The sequence below is a fragment of the Nocardia cyriacigeorgica GUH-2 genome (assembly GCF_000284035.1).
Lineage (GTDB): Bacteria > Actinomycetota > Actinomycetes > Mycobacteriales > Mycobacteriaceae > Nocardia > Nocardia cyriacigeorgica_B.
This window is the reverse complement of record NC_016887.1, coordinates 3,724,303-3,743,661: the sequence shown is the minus strand read 5'-3', so window position 1 is coordinate 3,743,661 and position 19,359 is coordinate 3,724,303. Positions and strand designations below refer to the sequence as shown.

Sequence of the window (19,359 nt, the reverse complement as noted above, 5' to 3'; positions counted from 1 at the left end):
TGTCGCCAGGTAATCAAGTCGGAGGGCATAGCGCCGGAGGCGATGGCTGCGTCGTATAGACGATCGAACACTCTGCCGGAAACCCCACCACTCACGTTCCGGGTCAAAGCTGATCGATAACATCAGACATCTACCGATCCACACGGTAACCGGCGATGAACATCGCGCAGCTCAGGTGCCCGGGTATCTCGCCAGCAATTCCTGCCAAGCGAGGTGCCACGGGAACAGATCGAGGTACCTGTCGCCGGTTCCGGGCTCGTGCTGTTTGTACACATCGTCGCCGACGAGCACCGTCACGCCCCAATCGGACAGTTTGCGCATTGCGTCTTGCACGGCGGGAAAACTGATCTGTGCCCAGTTCGAGAACGGCATGGCCACGACCGGGAGTCCCTTACCGACTGCTTCTACCAGGATGCCTAGCGGCAGGGTGTCGGAGATGCCCGCAGCCCACTTGGCGAGCGAATTGCAGGTGATCGGTGCGGCGATGATGGCGTCGGCGGGTGGGAGCACATCCGGGGCGTCGGGTTCCTTGTACTGGCTGCGGACCGGGTGTCCGGTCTTGGCGGCGAGGGCGTCGGCGTCGATAAACCGGCGGCCATCCGGGGAAGCGATTACGCAGACGTCCCAGCCGTCCGCGTGGGCGAGATCCACAAGCTTGCCCACGTCGCGAGCGGCGGGTGAGCCCGTGACAATGGCGTACAGTACGGGCATTTCACGGTCGTTCATAGGTCCATACTCTCAGCTACGCACCCCGCACCATGCCGCGAAATGCGACAGGCTGTGTGTCGAGCGGGAATCGCTGACCGCCAGGGCATGCACGGTTTCGTGCACTTGCGGGTGATACCGGGTCAGTTGCGGCGCTATTCTGCGCGCCTGTTGGAGCGAGTCCAGTGCGCGACCACGGTTTCCGTGCAGCAGCCAAGCCCGCGCCAGGTCGATCCAGTAGTGACCGGCGCGGCTGGGTGCCGTGTCGGTCGGCAAGCGGATGCTCGATGCGCGCGTCACCGCAGTGGTGCCGTCCGATAACTCGACCGGAACGGCAACACGATGGATTGCGACATTGGCGGCGCCGAATTTCGTGCCGTAGTAGTTCGCGACTTCCTGCCCGGGAGCAGTGAGATCGGCTGCTTCCGACACATGGGTATCGGCAAGGTCGGCGTCACCGGACCGTGCGGCAAGCATGGCCGCCCGCAGGTGCAACGCTCCTTGGACCGCTGTGGCAGCCACGCTGTCGGTGCTGTGGCCGAGATAGCCCATTGAGCGGTCGATGGAACGCAGTCCGATTCGATAGGACCCATCGAACAGGAGAATCAACGCGTGATTCCACTCAGCTACAGCGGCGCGCAGCGGATCGTCGCCAAGCGCGGCCGTAGCTCGTGATCGTTCATCTGCCAGGTGTGCCAAGTCGAGATGGCCGAGCCGGTAGAGCGAGATGACGGCGAATGCGTACGCCGAGGAGATGAGTTCGTGTGCTGCCGGGCGGTGCGCCGCCGGTACGTCATTGCAGGCTCGATGCAGATGCCGCAACACGTCGGGCAGTGCGCGCACCACCTCGGCGTGCTTGGTACGGCGATCAAGCTCCTTGATCATCGCGACTTCGCGGCGAAGATCGGCGAGTGACCGTGGTTCGGCGTCCAATTCGGGATCATCGCCTTCGACGAGTGCTTGGCGCAACGCGGGAATTCCGGCCTGTTCGGATTCGGGCCGTGCATTCCGGGCGTCATACGGCTGCTCGGTCAGGTCGATGACGCCGACCGAAAGCGCCCGAGCGATGGCCGCGACGAAGGTAGGGCTGGCCGGCCGCTCGCCACGTTCGACTTTGCGCAGCAGGGAGTAGGACACGTTGGCGCGCAGGGCAAGCGCATGCTGGGTGGCGCCATGAAGCTTCCGTAGGGTCGCAATCCGCTCGCCGATGCTGTGCTTGTTGTCACTGGCCATGAATCCCAGCTTGGCGGAAGAACTGTCGCGCATCAACGACGTGCGCAGTGTCCGAACAAGCTGTGGCGATCGTGTGGCAGCCCACGTCCGGATGTAGCGGCAGTCTCGTCCCAGCCCCGCCGCCGAGTGCCGCGACCCCGGCGGCGGGTGCATGCCATCGAACACGACAGGGGGCTCGTTGATCAGATCGACTGCATTCGGATGGATCGACCATGACGTGAGCACAGCTCCGGACTGGGATGCGGCGCAAATCCAACGCCTGGCGAGGCGGCTCGGGTATCGGGTTGTATGGCCACATCCGTTGTCGGTGCTTCCGGTGGTCGATCAGGTGCGTGGCGCGGGGGCCGAGGTGGTGATCATGCCTGCGCCTGAGCATCTCGGACCGCTCGAGCTGAACAGGGTGATGGAGATTGCCGATGTGGAGGTGGTGCTGCCGAGACTGTCGTTCGCGCGGTGGGCGACGATCGGCCATGGGCGGTGAGCGGTTGGGAGATCGGTGGGTTCGCGGTTGCGGTCGGATTGCCGCTGCTCGTGGTGGTGTTGGCGATCTGGTGGCCGGATGGGGAATGAGGGGGTCGAGGTCCGGCCGGACGTGGTGCCCGGCCGGGCCCGCGCGATTCACCCGACGGGCTCCAACGGCAACCCCCCATGGATCGAATGGGGCAACCGCCGGCGGTTGGGGGAGTGGAGGGCGGTGGTGAGGTCGGTGCCGTCGTGTTCGGCGAGGAGGTCGCCGGCGTCCCAGACGAGGAGGGTGGCGCTGACGGTGTTTTCGGCGGTGGAGTGGGCTAGGTCGTAGTGGGCGCAGGCGGGGACGTGGGGGTAGGTGATCCACAGGTCATAGCCGGTCATGAACAGGTCGAGGTCGAATTGGACGCTGAGGCCGAGCAGTTCGCTGCGGCCGTTGTCGTCGACGCCGGCGAACGCTTCGTCGAGTGCGAGCAGGCGCGGGGCCTGCGGGTCGGCGGAGTCGAGCATGACGTGGGCGGCGGCGAACAGCGGCAGGTGCAGGGAGACCGATTGTTCGCCGCCGGACAGGGCGCTGTGGCGGGCGACGGTGAGGCGGTCTTCGCTGCCGTCGGCGGAGATCAGGGTGAACGAGAACACCCGCCAGATGCGGTAATCGAGGGTGGCGGCGAGGATTTCGGGGTAGGAGCGTTCCGGGTGGGCGGCGCGGGCGGCGCGGATCTCGGCGGCGAAGTGTGCGCGGATGGCCGCGAGATCATCGGCGCTGAGGGCGGAGGTGTCGCGGTCGAGCAGTTTGCACATGGCGCGGGCGGCGTCGGACAGACCGTCGGCGAGCAGCCAGTGCACGCCGATGGTGTTGCCCGAAGACATGCGCCGCTGCTTCATCTCCGCGCTCATCCGGCTGATCAACTCGCGGGCGTCGCTGGTGCGTTCGTGGATCTGCTGGGCCAGGCCGGTGAGCAGGGCGTCTTCGAGGATGCGGCGCTCGGCGTCGGTGAGCAGCAGCTCCTGATCGCGGCGGGCGGCGTCGACGCGGGTGGCGAAGTCGGCCAGTGGGGCGACACCGTGTTCGTCGTGCACGCGCACCACGGTCAGCCCGTCGGCGGCGTCCCAGTGCACCCGGTAGTCGCGGCCGGAGGCGGCGAGGGCGGCGTCGAATTCCTGCAGCGCCGTGGTCACCGCGCTCCGGGTGGATTTGCGACCGGCTTCGGTGGCGCGCACCGACTCGGTGGCAGTGCGCAGCTCGGCGAACAGCTCGGCCACTTCGTCGGGCAGCACCGACGGCTCCGATTCCGGTCCCGCCGAGGCGATCCGGTAGAGCAGCTGATCCGGTGTCGACCACGCCGCCTCACTGCTCGGCCACCGGCATTCGGTGTTCGCGCCGAGCAGCGCCAGCAGATCGGGCTGCGCATACGGGGCCAGCGCGCGCACGTCGGCGAGCACCTCGGTGAGCGCGGTGCCCAGCGATTCGTGGGCGGTGCGGTACGCGGCCTCCGCGTCGCCGACGGCCTCGATCGCCGCATTGGCGGCCTTGCGCGCGGCTTTCTGTTCGGCGCGGGCCGCCTCGATGCGTTCGCGGGCCTGCTCGAGATCGCGGTCGATATCGGCGGCGCTCGCGCCGAGTGATTCGCGCAGGGTCTCCAGTTTGCGCGACTGCTCCTCGAACCCGGCCTGCGCGGCTTCGGCCTCTTCGGCGAACGCCTCGGCCAGATCACGTGCCTCGCCATGCCGGTCCGCCGCTTCCCGTTCGCGTTCCCGGTCGCGCTCGTGTTCGGCGCGCAGCCGCAGCAATCCGGTACCGGTGTTCTCGAAATGACGGATGGCGGCGGCGAGCGCATCGAGTTCCCGAGCGTCGCGGGGCGTGCGGTGCGCGACGGCGGCGGTGCGCAGCGCCTTCTCCGCCGCAGCCACCTGTCCCACCGCGTGGTCGAGATCGGCGTCGGCCTGGGTTGCGGCCTCGGACTTGGAGCGCAGCATGCCGGCGCATTCGGATACCGCACGCAATGCGGCGGTGACGCCGGTGGGGCGGGGCAAAGCCTTGGCGGCGGCGCTGATTCGAGACAACCGCGCGCTCACCTCGGTCTCCTCGTCGGCGGCCGCGCGCTGAGCGGCGGTGGCGGCCTCGATCGCCTGCTCGAGCTCGATGATGCGCAACTCCCGCCTGCGTGCGCGTGCGGTGGTGCCGATGAACTCGGCGTGCGGTTTGCGGTGGCGGCCCAGCTGGATGCCGCTGCGGAAATGCCCCGACGCCGAAACGCTGACCTGGTCGGCAGCGACCGAGCGCGACCCGGCAGCCGCACCACCGTCCGGGTTCGGCCGGATCGCGATGCCGTTGTCGGCTGAATCGCTCGCCTGTTCCGGCGCATCCTGGCCGGAGGGGGTTGGCGCGGCGTCACCAGGCGCGTCGGTGAGCGAGGACGTGACGCTCCCGCCGGTCGCGGCATCGCCCAGAGCGATAGATGCCAGCACCGCAGCGACTTCCGCGCGCGGCACCTCGAGAGCGTCGGAATCGTCCTCCACGACGAGCACATCGGCGAGGGTGCGCCTGGTCGGACGCTCATGTTCCGGCAGCGGGACGAGGAACAACTCCGACTCGAACTCCGCAGGGCGGTCGGCATCGGCGCAGACCCAGGCATCCAGCAGACCGGCTGCGGCCAGGGCCGATTCGATACCGGCTGCTTCCTCAGCGGGCACGTCGTCGGCGAAACGCACCAACTGCCACAGCGGTGCGCCGGGGCGCCCGTCGCGCGAGTCGGTGCGGGTGGCTGAGGAGGGGGGAGCGTCGTCGCGCTGGGCGGCCACCCGATCACGTTCGGCGGTGAGCTCGCGCACCTTTTGGGCGGCGGCGGCCGCGTGGGCCTTGGCTTCTTGACGTCGCGTGCGCAGCTCGTCGAGCAGCGGTTCGGCGTGCTCGGCCAGGATTTCCGACAGTCCCGCGACCTCGTCGGCGCCGGTATGGGCGAGCGCGGTCTCGAGCGCGTCGACGATATCGTTACCGCCGGCGGCGTACACCTCGCGATGCGCCGACCACCACTCCCGCAGTGCCGCACTCGCTTCGGTGCGGGCAACGGCCACCGCGGCCTCGGCGCGGGCGATCTCGGCGCCGGCCTCGTCGCGGGCGGTGCGGGCGCGGTCGGCCAGCCGTTCGGCCCTGGTCCGTTCGGCGGTCGCGGTGTCCAGTAGCCCGAGGGCCTGGCGGACGGCGCGCACATCGGCGTCGCGTTCCTCGGCGTGCCCGCGCACGGCGGCGGTCAGCTGCTCGGCCCGCGATCCCTCCGGCAACGGCGACCAGGAGATCCCGGCTTCCTCAGCGGCGGAACGCAATTCGTCTTCACCGCGGGAGAGCGCCGCAGCAGTGGTGGCGACCGCAGCGGCGGCGCGTTCGGCCTCCTGCGTGCGCTGGTCGAGCGTCTGCGCGGCCTTGACCGCCTTGTCGCGGTGCGCGCCCGCGGACACCTCGAGCCGGCGCACGGCATCGGCGAGATCCTCGAGCTGCTGCTTGCCCTCATAGGCGCTCGACCGTTGCAGCGTCTCCCGATCGGCGATCGCCTGCTCGTAGGCGCGGTCGGCGTCCTCGGCGCGCGCTTCGGCGGCGGTGCGCTCGCCTTCCCGGCGCTCCCGCAATGCCGTTGCCGCGAACAGCGCGGTCGAGGCGTGGGTGACCGCATCCAAACGGGCCGCGACCTGGTCGACGTCGGTCTTGGCCTGCACCGCAAGGTATTTCCGGTAGACGGCCACGAAGTCCCTGGTCGCGGTGTCGGCGTGGACCAGGCCCGCCAGCGTTCGCCCAACCTCCTCCATATCGCTGAACGAGCGCGCGGCATCCATGATCAGCTGCTCGTCCAGCGGCCGCAGACCATCGGTCAGCGCCTGTGACAGCCCGCGCGGGTCGAGGTTCTTGGCCAGCTGCGGGCGGCGCAACGTGAGGATCAGGTTGATGAGCTGGTCATAGCGTTGCTGCCCGAGCCCGAACATGCGCGCATCGATCGCGGCGCGGTACTCCACCGGACGATCCACGATCGCGTCCGAGCCGATCTGCTCGGCCAGCTGCTTCCGGGTGAACGGCCGGTCATCGGGTCCGAGCAGCGAGAAGTCCACACCCACGCGACCGTCGGCGACGAAATACCAGCGCGTCACCTTGTCCGACGACCGCGTGGCTCGCATCCCGATCCCGACGGTCACCACCTCGGGGTCGTCCCAGTCGCCGCGCGCGAACTCCATCCAGACATACGAGTACGCCGATTCCTGCTTGCGATACAGCAGATTCGACTTCATCGTGCGCTCTTCACCGGCGAACGGGTTCAGCCTGCGCGGTTCGATCCGCCCGTCGAGCACGAACGGGAACAGCACCTCCAGCGCCTTGGTCTTGCCGGAACCGTTCGGCCCGCGCAGCACCAACCGGCCGTCGGCGAAGCAGAACTCCTGATCGCGGTAGTCCCACAGGTTCACGATCCCCGCGCGGGTGGGCACGAAACGTACCCCGCCGTGAATGAGCGTCATCTACTCGGCTCCTTCCGTACCGGCCGTGTCCAGCACGGGTTCTGGGTGAAGTCGGTCCTCGGCGGGCGGATAGGTTTCGGCCGCGGTGACGAACAACTCCGCCGATTTCTTCGCCCGGACGGTCACCACCGCGCCCCGATAACGCGCCAGCGCAGGCAATACCAGTAGCCCGCCGGGCACGCGCACGATCAACCGCAACCGCTCCAGCAGCGCGACCACCTCGGCCGTGAGGCCCGGCACGTCGGCCTGCCACTGGGCGGCGAAGGTCGCGCCGTAGCGGTCGGTGAGCGCGCGCACGGTCTCGTCGATCCAGGCGGTAGGCAGGAACGGATAGTCCGGTTCCGGCGCGGGTTCGGCGGGCGGGTCCTCGGATTCGGTGGTCACCGGGTCGAGTTCGCTCAGCGGCTCGAAGACCGATTCCTGCGGGATCGCGGTGTCGAGGTCGGCCGCGAGCGAGGACTCGGGCTCGGTGCCGCCGGTGCGGCGTTCGACCGGATCATCGATATCGAGGACCCGATCGGCGATCTCACCCGCCAGCAGCAAACCGACCTGCGCCAGCGTCCCGGTACCGGGGAACCGGACATCGGACAACCGTCCGGAGGTATCGATCAACGCCACACCCTCGGCGCGGCGTTCGGCGCGTAGACCGGTGAACAGCTCGACCTCGGCGATGAGACGATCCTGGGTCAGCAGCGGCACGGCATCGGCCGCCAGATCGGCGGCATACACCACCGGCCGTTCCACCAACGCCCGCCGCACCTGACGCGCCGCCTCGGCCTGGCGAGTGGGCGGCGGTCCGGTGCCGGCGGATTCGCCGAGCAACCCGCGCACACTGTGCAGATGCTGCACCGCCCGCGGCGGCCGGAACAGCGCGAACACCACCGCGCGATCGATGTCGTAGAGCGCCTCGCCCGCCGACGGATCCGACGCCCAGCCGCTCGCATCACCGTCGGCCAGCGTCAGCGCCCCGCGGGTGGAAAGCCAGCCGACCGCATCGACGAAGGCATCGCGGTCGGCGGCGCGCTCGGTCGCCAGCTCGAGGCCGTCGATCTGGGCGGTGTAGACGGCGACCTGATCGGCCAGCTCGGACAGCGTGATCTGATCACCGGCGCGGCCGAGCGCGGCCAACGCCAGCGCCAGATACGCATAGCGACGCCGGTCGAATACCCGGTCGGCGGGTGTGCGCGCGGGCCTGCTCGCATCCAACCGGTCCAGCACCGGGAACACCCGCGCCGTCGTCTCGGTGACCTCCAACCGGTAACCGAACAACTCTGCCAGATCCTCGCGCAGCTCGGTGGCCCACCGCCGCACCAGCGCGAGCGCGATGCGATCCGGATAGGTGCGGGTCACCAGATGATTGGCCAGAACCACGCGGGCGGCGCGCTGATAGTTGTCCAGCGCCAGCGCGTCGATGCGGCGTGCGGTCACGCTCGATCCCCCTCCCCGGTCGCGGTCTTGCGGGCCGACGCGCGCGTGGTTTGACGCACCTCGAGCTTGCGATTGTTCAGATGCAGCATCCCCGCCGCCGTCCGCACCACCGTGGAACCGGTATGCGCCGACACGGTCAGGGTGACGCCGCTGTCGGATCCGGTGGTCCCGCCGACCCGCCCGCTCACCGGCACCCACGCCGTCGAGGCGGCATCCAGCAGCCGCAACAGCACCTCGGTCTCGCGCTCGTCGAGCACTCGCTCGTGCACATCGGCGCCGGCCAGCGACCGTGCCGCCGCCGCTCGCTCCCGCTGCGCCGCCAGCTGGGTTTCGCGCAACCGGCGAATACCCGCGTCATTGCGATGGATCCGGGCCGGCGCACCGGCCGAGGGCGGACGCCCGGTCTCGGCCAGCGTCCGCGAGATCTCCAAGGGCGGTGCCTCCCACCAGGACCGGATCGCGGGCACGATATCGGCGTCCGGATGCTCGGTGGCCAGATGACGTGGCCGACCCAGCCCGAACACGGCGTCGAAGAGGGCATGGGCACCCTCGGCGCTCGGCGCGGCGGTGAACCAGGCCGCCAGATGCCGCAGCGCCGACTCCCTGCTCACCCCGCCCTTGCGGGTCTCGGTGACCCGCCGCAGCAGCGACAGCACCGCTGCGATCGCACTCATGGTGGCCTCACGCAGTCGCTCGGCCTCGGTGCCCGCATTGTCCTCCGGCGGCACGAACCAGGTCCGCAATCCGTCCCAGCGGGAACGCCAATCCGCTTGCCGCCGAACCGGACTCAGCAACACTCGCTCGTCGCAGCGCGCGGCCCGTTCGATCAGCTCGTCGAGTCCGGTGGCTTCGACGGCGAGGATGGCCGCGGCCAGCCGGGGTGCGAAACGGGCCAGGTCGAGACCGAATTCGCGCATATGCGCCAGCAAGGCGTCCTTATGGGCGAGGAAGGCCTCCGGGGTGATCTCGGTGGTGCGCACCAGATCGCCCAGCGACAGATAGAACTGCGCCGCGTGCCCGGCCATATCGGTCAGCGCGATATCGAGCCTGCGCAGCGTGCGATAGACCCGCTCGGCGTCGGCGCCGCGATTGGCCTCGGCCAGCGCCTCGAGATCGGCCAGCAGTTCCGGCAACACCAGCCGCGGCAGCGCCACATCGTCCAACCGGGCCTCCAGGACGCCCGCGACGGCACGGTAGGCCTGGAACCCGGCCTGGGCGAACTGGTAGACGAAGTGCCGGTTGCGGTACTCGGCCAGGGTTGCCGCGCGCGAACCGTCGTAGCTGCGTTCGAGCACACCCCAGCGGTGCAGCTGATCGAGCAGCGGGCCGATCTCGGCGGCGGTGAGCCGGGTCGGTTCCGGGGAGGCGTCGGCGGGCGCCGGATCGGCGGCGTCGATCCAGGTGGCGACGTCGTCGGCGTGCAGCAACACCACATACGCCGCGCGCGCCCGATCGAAGGCGTCCAGAACGCGCAGGTAGTCGGCGCGCTTCTCGGCCGTAGCGAAGGAGAACAGCCGCAGACGCTCGTCCCGGTGTGCGGGTTCGGTGCTCGGGGAGCCGTCGACGGAATCGGTCACCGGGAACAGGGTAATAGCGGGGCGATCGCTACCGGCACGATGAACCCCCGTTCGGCGTGGCCGCGTCCGGTATGCCGGAGTTCGCCGCAGCTCATTCGGGGGCCAGTGCGCGCAGCTGATCGAGGTAGGCGCGGGTGCGTGGATCGCCGGGGAAGCGCTCGATGATCTCGCGCGCCACCTCGCCGGCGATCCACATCAGCGACGGCAGCGAACGCCGCTTGCCTGCGAACGCGCGCATGCCCTCGTCGAGGGCGAGCTCGAGATCGCGCTGCCGCACCGCCACCACGGCCAGCGTCAGATGCGCCTCCGACACCCGCATCGGATTGCGCAGCGAACCGTCGGCTCGGGTGGCGTCGGCGATCACCTGCCTGGCGTAGGTCTCGGCCAGTTTGTCTTCGCCGGCGACCCGGCAGCAATCCATCGCGTAGAAATCGAACTTCTGCGGATCGACGACGAAATGATTGTCGATATCGGCAGGGTGATCGAGCCGGTCCAGAATGGCGCGGCCGGCCGACAACGCCTTGTCCACCTCGCGCCGATCACCGATGCGCGCCCACGCCTTGGCCCGCTGCGCGGCCAGCTGCACCCCGACGCCCAGCGAATCACAGTCGGCCGCAATGGGATCCGCCGCATCGATCGCGCCACGATAATTGCCCTGGGTCAAGGCGAACCACGCCGCCATTTCCGCACTCCAGCCGACGATTCCGGGATGTTCGGCCTCCTGGCCGAGTGAACGGGCGGCGCGGCGGGTGGCCTCGGCGGTGGTGCGGCGGCCGAGATCGTAATCGACGCAGCCCACCAGCAACGCCACCCAGCCCGCCAATTCGAGCACTTCCCGATGCTGGGACAGGGTGAGCCTGCCATCGAGCAGCGAGGTGATCCGGCGCAACCAGTTGGTGCCCTCGACGTGCAACTCGTGCGGATCCGTATAGGGGTATTCACAACACAGTCGCTCGGCGGTGATCCGGATGGCCTCGAGGGTGGCGGGGGAGACATCGGACATGCGCAGCCGGCCGATGAATTCCAGTGTGTCCATTCCGGTTGCGGCCAGCAGCTCGTCGTCGCGGTTGGGTCGCGACTTCGGAAAGAACGCCGCGGTGACGGTATCGAAGGCCGCCGCGATGATGGGCGCGTAGAACTCGTCGGGCCGCGACTCGCCCGATTCCCATCGGCGCCAGTTACGCAGCAAGGTACTGTCGGTCGGCAGGTTGTGGGATGACTTGGCGCGCATCGCGCGGACGGCGTCTGCTTGTGACCACCCCCTCGCGTCGCGCTCCGAGCGCATCCGGACTGCCCAGACGGGTCGATCGTCAGTAGCGGCCACGTCTGTAGTATCGCACCAGTTAACTTTCGGTGCACCGGATAGGGCACCTAGATGTCAGTGGGTTGACATCTGCTTTCGCCGCGATTGTTCGGACATGATCGAAATGGGCCGATGTTGGTACGGCCCAGCGCAACACCCCCGCATCCGCGGGGAGATCCCGGAGGCGCACTGCTCCTCGCCGCCACGGCGGGGAAAGACCCAGGAGGTACGGGTGGAAGCGTTGATCTATGGATATTTGCGTGACGACCTGGCCGACGGCCATGGCGATGAGCTGGAGGCCGCGCTACGGGCTCGCGCTCGCGCCGAAGGCCTCTGCTTCGCCGCGACTTTCCATGAATCGACAGCGGGTGACGGCACGGCGTTCGCCGAACTCACCCAGGAATTGAAACGAGCCGACGCCCACTACGTGGTGGTGCCATCGCTCGATCACCTTGCCGGCCAGACGATTCCGCGGGAAATGCTGCTCGCGAAGCTGGCCAGCGATGCGGAGGCCCAGGTCTGGACGCTGCAAACCTGAGCCCCCGGCGGGCCGCCGCCAGATGAAAACGGTTGTCGCGGTGGAGTGCCCGTGCCGGCCGGGTCGCGATCAGCGACCGAAGCCGCCGGGCCCACGCCGGCGCAGATACTTCTCGAACTCCGCGGCGATGGCATCGCCATCGATCTTGGCCATGGTCTCGTTGAGATCGCTCGCGGCGTCACCGCGCTCCTCGAGCGAGCGCACGTACTCGCTGATCTCCTCGTCGTTGACCGTCATCTCGTTGACCGTCGACTCCCACTCCTCGGCCTGCGCGGGCAACTCCCGCAGCGGCACCTCGATATCGAGGACGTCCTCGACCCGGTGCAGCAACGCGATGGTGGCCTTCGGGTTGGGTGGCTGCGAGACGTAATGCGGCACTGCCGCCCAGAACGACACCGCGGGCACTCCCGCCTTCACGCACTGATCCTGGAGCACACCGGTGATCCCGGTGGGGCCTTCATATCGGGTCTGTTCCAGGTTGAACCGCTCGGCCGCCTCCTTGCTGTAGGCGGATCCGGTCACCGGCACCGGCCGGGTGTGCGGGGTATCGGCCAGCAACGCGCCGAGGATCACCACGGTCTGCACCTCGAGCTGATCGATGAGCTCGAGCAGATCGGCGCAGAACCGGCGCCAGCGCATATTGGGTTCGATCCCGCGCAACAACACCACATCGCGGTCGCTGCCCGGCGGCGAGCACACCGTCAGCACCGTGGCCGGCCACACGATCTCCCTGGTCACCCCGTCCACCTGGCGCACCATCGGCCGATTGACCTGGTAGTCGTAATAATCCTCGGAATCGAGTTCGGCCAGGGGTCTGGCATCCCAGATCAGTTCGAGATGTTCCACCGCACCGCTGGCAGCGTCGCCGGCGTCGTTCCAGCCCTCGAAGGCGGCGACGAGTACCGGATTCCGCAACGGCGGCAGTTCCGGACCGGGCGAGGCCGGAGATTCACTCGAGTTCACCCGAGCCAGCCTATTACCAGAGCCGATGTGCCGTGTCCGCGACGCGGTATTCGCCGTCGCGCGTGTCGGGGGCGGCCATCGGCGGGGCGCGCACGGCTGGTCCGGCAACCATCCGGCACCGTTGCCGTGGATGTGTCCGGGCGCACGGTGAACCGGGGCATGGCGCGCGGAACGCTGTACGCACCCTCTACCCTGGGTGCATGTCTGCGTCCAGCTCCACCGCGTTCGATACCACGCTTCTCGACACGCTCGCTCGCCGTGTCGTCATCGGCGACGGCGCGATGGGCACCATGTTGCAGGCTGCGGATCTGACTCTGGATGATTTCCGTGGCCTCGAGGGGTGCAACGAGATTCTCAACGACACCCGCCCGGATGTGCTGCGCGGTATTCATCGCGCCTATTTCGAGGCCGGTGCGGATGCGGTGGAGACCAATACCTTCGGCTGCAATCTGCCCAACCTGGCCGACTACGACATCGCCGACCGGATCCGGGAGCTGTCGGAGAAGGGCACCCGGCTCGCCCGGGAGGTGGCCGACGAGATGGGTCCGGGTGCGGACGGTTCGGCGCGGTTCGTGCTGGGGTCGATGGGGCCGGGTACGAAGCTGCCGACGCTGGGTCACGCACCGTACGCGGCCTTGCGCGATGCCTACGCCGAGGCCGCGCTTGGCATGCTCGACGGTGGTGCCGATGCCATCCTGATCGAGACCTGCCAGGACTTGCTGCAGGTCAAGGCGGCGGTCACGGGCAGCAGGCGGGCGATGGAGCGGGCCGGGCGCCGGATCCCGATCATCACCCACGTCACCGTGGAGACCACCGGCACAATGCTGGTCGGCAGTGAGATCGGCGCCGCGTTGACGGCGCTCGAGCCGCTGGGCATCGACATGATCGGCCTGAACTGCGCGACCGGCCCGGACGAGATGAGCGAGCATCTGCGGCATCTGTCCCGGCATGCCCGCATTCCGGTGTCGGTGATGCCGAACGCGGGCCTGCCGGTGCTGGGCGCCAAGGGCGCGGAGTACCCGTTGACGCCCGAAGAGCTCGCGGTGGCGCTGTCGGGCTTCGTCTCGGAGTTCGGTCTGGCCCTGGTCGGCGGCTGCTGCGGCACCACCCCCGAGCACATTCGCCAGGTCACCGAGGCGGTCCGGGAGGTCGAGCCGACCCTGCCGCCGATCGAGCAGCGCCGCGACCCGGTGCACGAGCCCGCGGTGTCGAGCATGTACACCGCGGTGCCGTTCGCGCAGGACGCCTCGGTGATGATGATCGGTGAGCGCACCAACGCCAACGGTTCCAAGGCGTTCCGCGAGGCGATGCTGGCCGGTGACTGGCAGAAGTGCCTGGATATCGCCAAGGACCAGACCCGCGACGGCGCACACATGCTGGATCTGTGCATCGACTACGTCGGCCGCGACGGCACGGCGGATATGTCGGAGCTGGCGAGCCGGTTGGCGACCGCGTCGACGTTGCCGATCATGCTCGATTCGACCGAGCCGCCGGTGCTGCAGGCCGGGCTCGAGCACCTGGGCGGGCGCTGCGCGGTGAACTCGGTGAACTACGAGGACGGCGACGGCCCGGACTCGCGGTACCAGCAGATCATGCGGCTGGTCGCCGAGCACGGCGCGGCCGTGGTCGCGCTGACCATCGATGAGGAAGGCCAGGCCCGCACGGCGGAGAAGAAGGTGGAGATCGCCGAGCGCCTGATCGCCGATATCACCGGCACCTGGGGGCTGGACGAGTCCGACATCATCATCGACACCCTGACCTTCACCCTCGGCACCGGTCAGGAGGAGTCGCGCCGCGACGGCCTGGAGACCATCGAGGCGATCCGGGAGCTGAAGCGCAGGCACCCGCGGGTGCAGACCACCCTCGGCCTGTCCAATATCTCCTTCGGCCTGAACCCGGCAGCGCGGCAGGTGCTGAACTCGGTGTTCATGCACGAATGCGTGCAGGCCGGGCTGGACAGCGCGATCGTGCACGCCTCCAAGATCCTGCCGATCTCGCGCATCCCCGAGGAGCAGCGCGAGACCGCGCTGGATCTGGTCTACGACCGCCGCCGCGACGGCTATGACCCGTTGCAGAAGCTGATGCAGCTGTTCGAGGGGGTGTCGGCGTCGTCGTCGAAGGCCTCCCGCGCGGAGGAACTGGCGGCCCTGCCGCTGTTCGAGCGGCTGGAGCGGCGCATCGTCGACGGCGAGAAGGCCGGCATGGAAGCCGACCTGGATGCGGCGATGACCGAGGTTCCGCCGCTGCGGATCATCAACGAAACCCTGCTCGCGGGCATGAAGACGGTCGGTGAGCTGTTCGGTTCCGGGCAGATGCAGCTGCCGTTCGTGTTGCAGTCGGCAGAGGTGATGAAGGCCGCGGTCGCCTACCTGGAACCGCATATGGAGGCCACCGACGATTCCGGTAAGGGCCGCATCGTGCTGGCAACCGTCAAGGGCGATGTGCACGACATCGGCAAGAACCTGGTCGACATCATCTTGTCCAACAACGGCTACGAAGTGGTCAATCTCGGTATCAAGCAACCGATTTCGACCATCATGGACGCCGCGGTGGACAAGAAGGCCGACGTGATCGGCATGTCCGGCCTGCTGGTGAAGTCCACCGTGGTGATGAAGGAAAACCTCGAGGAACTCAACGCCAAGGGCATGGCCGGACAGTTCCCGGTGCTGCTCGGCGGCGCCGCGCTGACCCGCTCCTATGTGGAGAACGACCTCACCGAGGTCTACGAAGGCGATGTGCACTACGCCCGCGACGCCTTCGAGGGCCTGCGGCTGATGGACGACATCATGTCCCGCAAGCGCGGCGGCGGACCCGACCCCGACAGCCCCGAAGCGATCGCCGAACGGGAGAAGGCCGCCGAACGCAAGGCCCGCCACGAACGCTCCAAGCGCATCGCCGCCGAACGCAAGGCCGCCGAAGCGCCGGTCGTGGTGCCCGAACGCTCGGATGTGGCCGCCGACCTGCCGGTGCCGGTGCCGCCGTTCTGGGGCACCCGGGTGATCAAAGGCCTGGCCCTGCACGAATATTCGGGCCTGCTCGACGAACGCGCCCTGTTCCTCGGCCAGTGGGGCCTGCGCGGCCAGCGCGGCGGCGACGGCCCCAGCTACGAGGAACTGGTCGAAACCGAGGGCCGGCCGCGGCTGCGGGCCTGGCTGGACCGGCTGTCCACCGAGGGCGTGCTCCAGCACGCGGCGGTGGTCTACGGCTACTTCCCGGCCGTGTCCGAAGGCGACGACGTCATCGTGCTGACCGAACCCGACCCGGGCGCGCCCGAGCGCTACCGGTTCACCTTCCCGCGTCAGCAGCGCGACCGGTTCCTGTGCATCGCCGACTTCATCCGCTCCCGCGAACGCGCCGCCGAGACCGGTCAGGTGGATGTGCTGCCCTTCCAGCTGGTCACCATGGGCCAGCCGATCGCCGACTTCGCCAACGAACTGTTTGCCGCCGACAACTACCGCGACTACCTCGAGGTGCACGGCATCGGCGTCCAGCTCACCGAGGCGCTCGCCGAGTACTGGCACCGCCGCGTGCGCGAAGAGCTGGTGCTGGAAGGACATTCGGTCGCCGAATCCGATCCCGACGACGTGCAGGAGTACTTCAAGCTCGGCTACCGCGGCGCCCGCTACTCCTTCGGCTACGGGGCCTGCCCGGAGCTGGAAGACCGCGCCAAGCTCGTCGACCTGCTCGACTCCGAACGCATCGGCGTCACGCTGTCGGAGGAACTGCAGCTGCATCCCGAACAATCCACCGACGCGTTCGTGCTGCTGCACCCGGAGGCGAAGTACTTCAACGCCTGAGCGCGGGCTCCGGGTGCCGCTCACGGCACGATTGCGACAGGCTGTGATGGTTCTCACGGATAATCGCGCGCCGGTGGGGTAGCGGCGATCGTCGAGCCCGGTGCACCGCGGTGACCTGGACATTCCCGGCGCCGGACGGCCGGGTTCCGGCTCACCGGCCGGGCGCTCCGGCGTGAGGACGCCACCGTGGGCGGCCATCGCGGGGTGGGCACGGCCGAAACCAGCAACGCTGCTGGAACCTGTCGGACGCTTATGCCATTGTCGGAAGGTGGCAACTGCATCCGGGGCAGTCGGCGGATGCGTGTTCATCCTGCAACGCACCGGTGCAAACAACTTCGGCGCGTAAGGATTCCAGGGCCCGCCCTGGACCGGGCGCCGAGTGGTGGAGGACTCGGCGGGAAAGCAGGAGGGGCACAACCTCATGACGGCGGATCGGTTGATCGCTGGACGGTATCGGCTCACGGATCCGATCGGCACCGGCGCGATGGGCGTGGTGTGGCGGGCCACCGACGTCCGATTGCGGCGCACGGTGGCCGTCAAGCAGGTGCTGCTTGGCCCGGGCTTGACCCGCGAAGCCGCGCTCGAGGCGAAGCTGCGCGCCAAGCGTGAGGGCCGCATCGCCGCCCGGTTGCATCACCCCAATGCGATCACCGTCTTCGATGTCGTCGAAGAAGACGAACAGCCGTGGCTGGTCATGGAGTACATGGATGCGCCCAGCCTGGCCGCGAAACTGTCCGGTGGCCGCACCCTGCCCGCCATGGAGGTCGCCAAGATCGGCGCGCAAGCCGCCGCCGCTCTGGCCGCCGCGCACGACGCCGGCATCGTGCACCGCGACGTGAAACCGGCCAACCTGCTGGTGGCCGACGACGGCACGGTGAAGATCACCGACTTCGGCATCTCCCGCGCGGTCGGCGACGTCACCGTCACCGCGACCGGCTTCCTGGCCGGCACCCCCGCCTACCTCGCACCCGAGGTCGCACGCGGCGAGAACCCCGAACCCGCCTCCGACGTGTTCGCGCTCGGATCGACGCTGTACGCGGCGGTCGAGGGCGCCCCGCCCTTCGGTGAGGGCGACAACCCGCTCGCGGTACTGCACGCGGTGGCCCGGGCCCAGGTGCGGCCGCCGGAGAAGGCCGGCGACCTCGGCCCGGTGCTGATGCGGTTGCTGGCCGCCACCGTGGACGAGCGGCCGACCATGAAGGAGGCCCGGCGCGCACTGGAAGACGTTGCGGCGGGGCGCAGTCCGCGCATGGCCGTCCCGGCGGCCACCAAGGTGCTGCCGCATCCTTCGCCGGCGCGGGAGATCGACAACGCGTCCGCGGCCACCCAGGCGGTGCCCCGCCCGGCTCCCGGCCCGGCGCCGAGTCCCGCGCCGAGCCGTCCGGTTATGGCCGCCGCGCCCGGGACGGTCCAGGGCGGGCCGGCGCCGTCCCCGTCGGGTTCCGGTCGTGGCCGGGTGATCGCACTGGTGGCGGCCGCGGCCGCGGGGGTGCTCGTGCTCGCCGCCCTGATCGCCGCGGCGGTCAACGGTGGGGGAGAGCCGTCGGCGGGCGGACCCGGATCGCCGGCGGTGACGGCGGCGCAGCCTTCGGCCGACGCGGTCGCCCCGGACGATTCCGGCAGCGGCGAGTCCGGTTCCGGTGACGACGACACCACCACATCGACCACCACCGCACCGACGACGACCACGTCGACCACGACCTCGACCACCAGCTCGACCACGACGACGACCACGACCCCCGCCGGTCCGCCGACCCCCGAACGGGTGGTGCAGTTCGTCAGCGGCTACTACGGCATGCTCCCGGGCAATGCCGCCGCCGCCTGGTCCCAGCTCTCACCCGCCTACCAGGCCCAGACCGGCTACAGCGACTACCTGAACTTCTGGTCCGGCATCAGCGCCGTCACCGTGCACAGCGTCACACCCAACGGGGACACCGGGGCGACGGTATCGATGACCTATACCCTGAAGGACGGTTCGACCTCCACCGAGAGCCGGTGGATCCAGGTCGTCTCGGACAACGGGCGATTGCTGATCGCCAATTCGGGACTGTAGGGGGAACACGCAGAGGAGAGGATCGGGTGAACACGCGGCCGGCCGGTGTGCTGTGGGATATGGACGGCACCCTGCTCGATTCGGAGAAGCTGTGGGACGTCGCCGTGCGCGATCTCGCCGTCGAGCTCGGCTCCCGGATGACCGATGAGCTGCGCCGGTCGCTGATCGGCGCCTCCGGTCCCAACGCCCTGCGCATCGTGTTCACCGGCCTCGGCCTCGATCCGGAACCGGCGGCGATGCGTGCCGCGGGCGAATTCCTCGAGCGGCGCGTCACCGAGCTGATGGCCGAACCCATTCCGTGGCGCCCGGGCGCGAAGGACGCGCTGGCGATGGTGCGCGCGGCGGGTGTGCCGAGCGCCCTGGTGACCAACACCAAGCGCTCGCTTGCCGAGTTCGGTCTGGACACCCTGGGCCGGGAGTACTTCGACGCCTCGGTCTGCGGTGACGAGGTGCCGCACGGCAAACCGGAGCCCGACGTCTACCTGCGCGCCGCCGAACTGCTCGGGCTCGACCCGGAAACCTGTGTGGCGGTGGAGGACTCGCCGACCGGCGTCGCGGCCGCCGAGGCCGCGGGCTGCGCGGTGCTGGTGGTGCCGTGCGAGATCGCGGTACCGGAGGCGCCCACCCGGACCCAGCGCGACTCGCTGGTCGCACTCAGCATGGCGGACCTGCGCGAGGTGCTGAATACTCGGTACCCGGCGGACCAGAGCTGAGCGGCGACCTCGCCTGATCGGCATTCGCGCAGGTCGAACTGTGTTGCCGGACAACAAGACCGAGCGGTCCGTGACGATTGT

Annotated in this window: 12 protein-coding genes; 5 read left to right on the top strand and 7 right to left on the bottom strand. The window is 69.0% G+C overall.

The window, feature by feature from the left end; all coding sequences use genetic code 11:
- Nucleotides 1-171 precede the first annotated feature (171 nt).
- Both NOCYR_RS16815 and NOCYR_RS16810 read right to left on the bottom strand, forming a co-directional pair.
- Entirely contained in the window at nucleotides 172-726 is a 555-nt protein-coding gene (locus tag NOCYR_RS16815) for a flavoprotein (protein WP_014351597.1), read from the bottom strand.
- 12 nt (nucleotides 727-738) lie between these two features.
- A complete protein-coding gene (locus NOCYR_RS16810; RefSeq protein ID WP_158430174.1) occupies nucleotides 739-1,938 on the bottom strand; it encodes a helix-turn-helix domain-containing protein in 1,200 nt (399 codons plus the stop codon).
- Nucleotides 1,939-2,254: 316 nt separating this feature from the next.
- On the opposite strand from NOCYR_RS16810, the gene NOCYR_RS30930 reads away from it, so the two are divergent.
- Nucleotides 2,255-2,419 (top strand): hypothetical protein, encoded by a 165-nt coding sequence (locus NOCYR_RS30930; RefSeq protein WP_330981613.1) that lies wholly within the window; start codon nucleotides 2,255-2,257, stop codon nucleotides 2,417-2,419.
- 137 nt (nucleotides 2,420-2,556) lie between these two features.
- On the opposite strand, the gene NOCYR_RS16800 is transcribed toward NOCYR_RS30930, so the two are convergent.
- The 4 genes from NOCYR_RS16800 to NOCYR_RS16785 form a co-directional block, all read right to left on the bottom strand.
- Nucleotides 2,557-6,906 carry an SbcC/MukB-like Walker B domain-containing protein gene (locus NOCYR_RS16800; protein WP_014351595.1) on the bottom strand — a complete coding sequence of 1,450 codons (4,350 nt, stop codon included), beginning with the start codon at nucleotides 6,904-6,906 and terminating at the stop codon, nucleotides 2,557-2,559.
- On the bottom strand, nucleotides 6,907-8,334 hold the full coding sequence (locus tag NOCYR_RS16795) for a TIGR02678 family protein (RefSeq protein ID WP_014351594.1): 1,428 nt from the start codon (nucleotides 8,332-8,334) through the stop codon (nucleotides 6,907-6,909).
- Nucleotides 8,331-9,911 (bottom strand): TIGR02677 family protein, encoded by a 1,581-nt coding sequence (locus NOCYR_RS16790; protein ID WP_014351593.1) that lies wholly within the window; start codon nucleotides 9,909-9,911, stop codon nucleotides 8,331-8,333. Before NOCYR_RS16790 ends, NOCYR_RS16795 begins: the two co-directional genes overlap by 4 nt.
- A 91-nt stretch (nucleotides 9,912-10,002) precedes the next feature.
- Nucleotides 10,003-11,142, bottom strand: coding sequence for a hypothetical protein (locus tag NOCYR_RS16785; RefSeq protein ID WP_014351592.1), 1,140 nt, complete (start codon nucleotides 11,140-11,142; stop codon nucleotides 10,003-10,005).
- A gap of 304 nt (nucleotides 11,143-11,446) precedes the next feature.
- Here NOCYR_RS16785 and NOCYR_RS16780 point away from each other — a divergent pair, with 304 nt between their 5' ends.
- Nucleotides 11,447-11,752 (top strand): hypothetical protein, encoded by a 306-nt coding sequence (locus tag NOCYR_RS16780; protein WP_014351591.1) that lies wholly within the window; start codon nucleotides 11,447-11,449, stop codon nucleotides 11,750-11,752.
- A gap of 69 nt (nucleotides 11,753-11,821) precedes the next feature.
- On the opposite strand, the gene NOCYR_RS16775 is transcribed toward NOCYR_RS16780, so the two are convergent.
- The gene (locus NOCYR_RS16775; protein ID WP_036537599.1) at nucleotides 11,822-12,715 is read right to left on the bottom strand and encodes a PAC2 family protein; all 894 of its coding nucleotides are present in this window, start codon (nucleotides 12,713-12,715) and stop codon (nucleotides 11,822-11,824) included.
- A 200-nt stretch (nucleotides 12,716-12,915) separates the two neighbouring features.
- Between NOCYR_RS16775 and metH the strand changes: the two genes are divergently transcribed.
- The 3 genes from metH (at nucleotide 12,916) to NOCYR_RS16760 (ending at nucleotide 19,278) form a co-directional block, all read left to right on the top strand.
- Complete coding sequence (metH, locus tag NOCYR_RS16770) at nucleotides 12,916-16,512, top strand: methionine synthase (protein ID WP_014351589.1); 3,597 nt, start codon at nucleotides 12,916-12,918, stop codon at nucleotides 16,510-16,512.
- Nucleotides 16,513-16,933: 421 nt separating this feature from the next.
- A complete protein-coding gene (locus tag NOCYR_RS16765) occupies nucleotides 16,934-18,565 on the top strand; it encodes a serine/threonine-protein kinase (RefSeq protein ID WP_014351588.1) in 1,632 nt (543 codons plus the stop codon).
- 26 nt (nucleotides 18,566-18,591) lie between these two features.
- On the top strand, nucleotides 18,592-19,278 hold the full coding sequence (locus NOCYR_RS16760) for an HAD family hydrolase (RefSeq protein WP_014351587.1): 687 nt from the start codon (nucleotides 18,592-18,594) through the stop codon (nucleotides 19,276-19,278).
- Nucleotides 19,279-19,359: the final 81 nt, after the last annotated feature.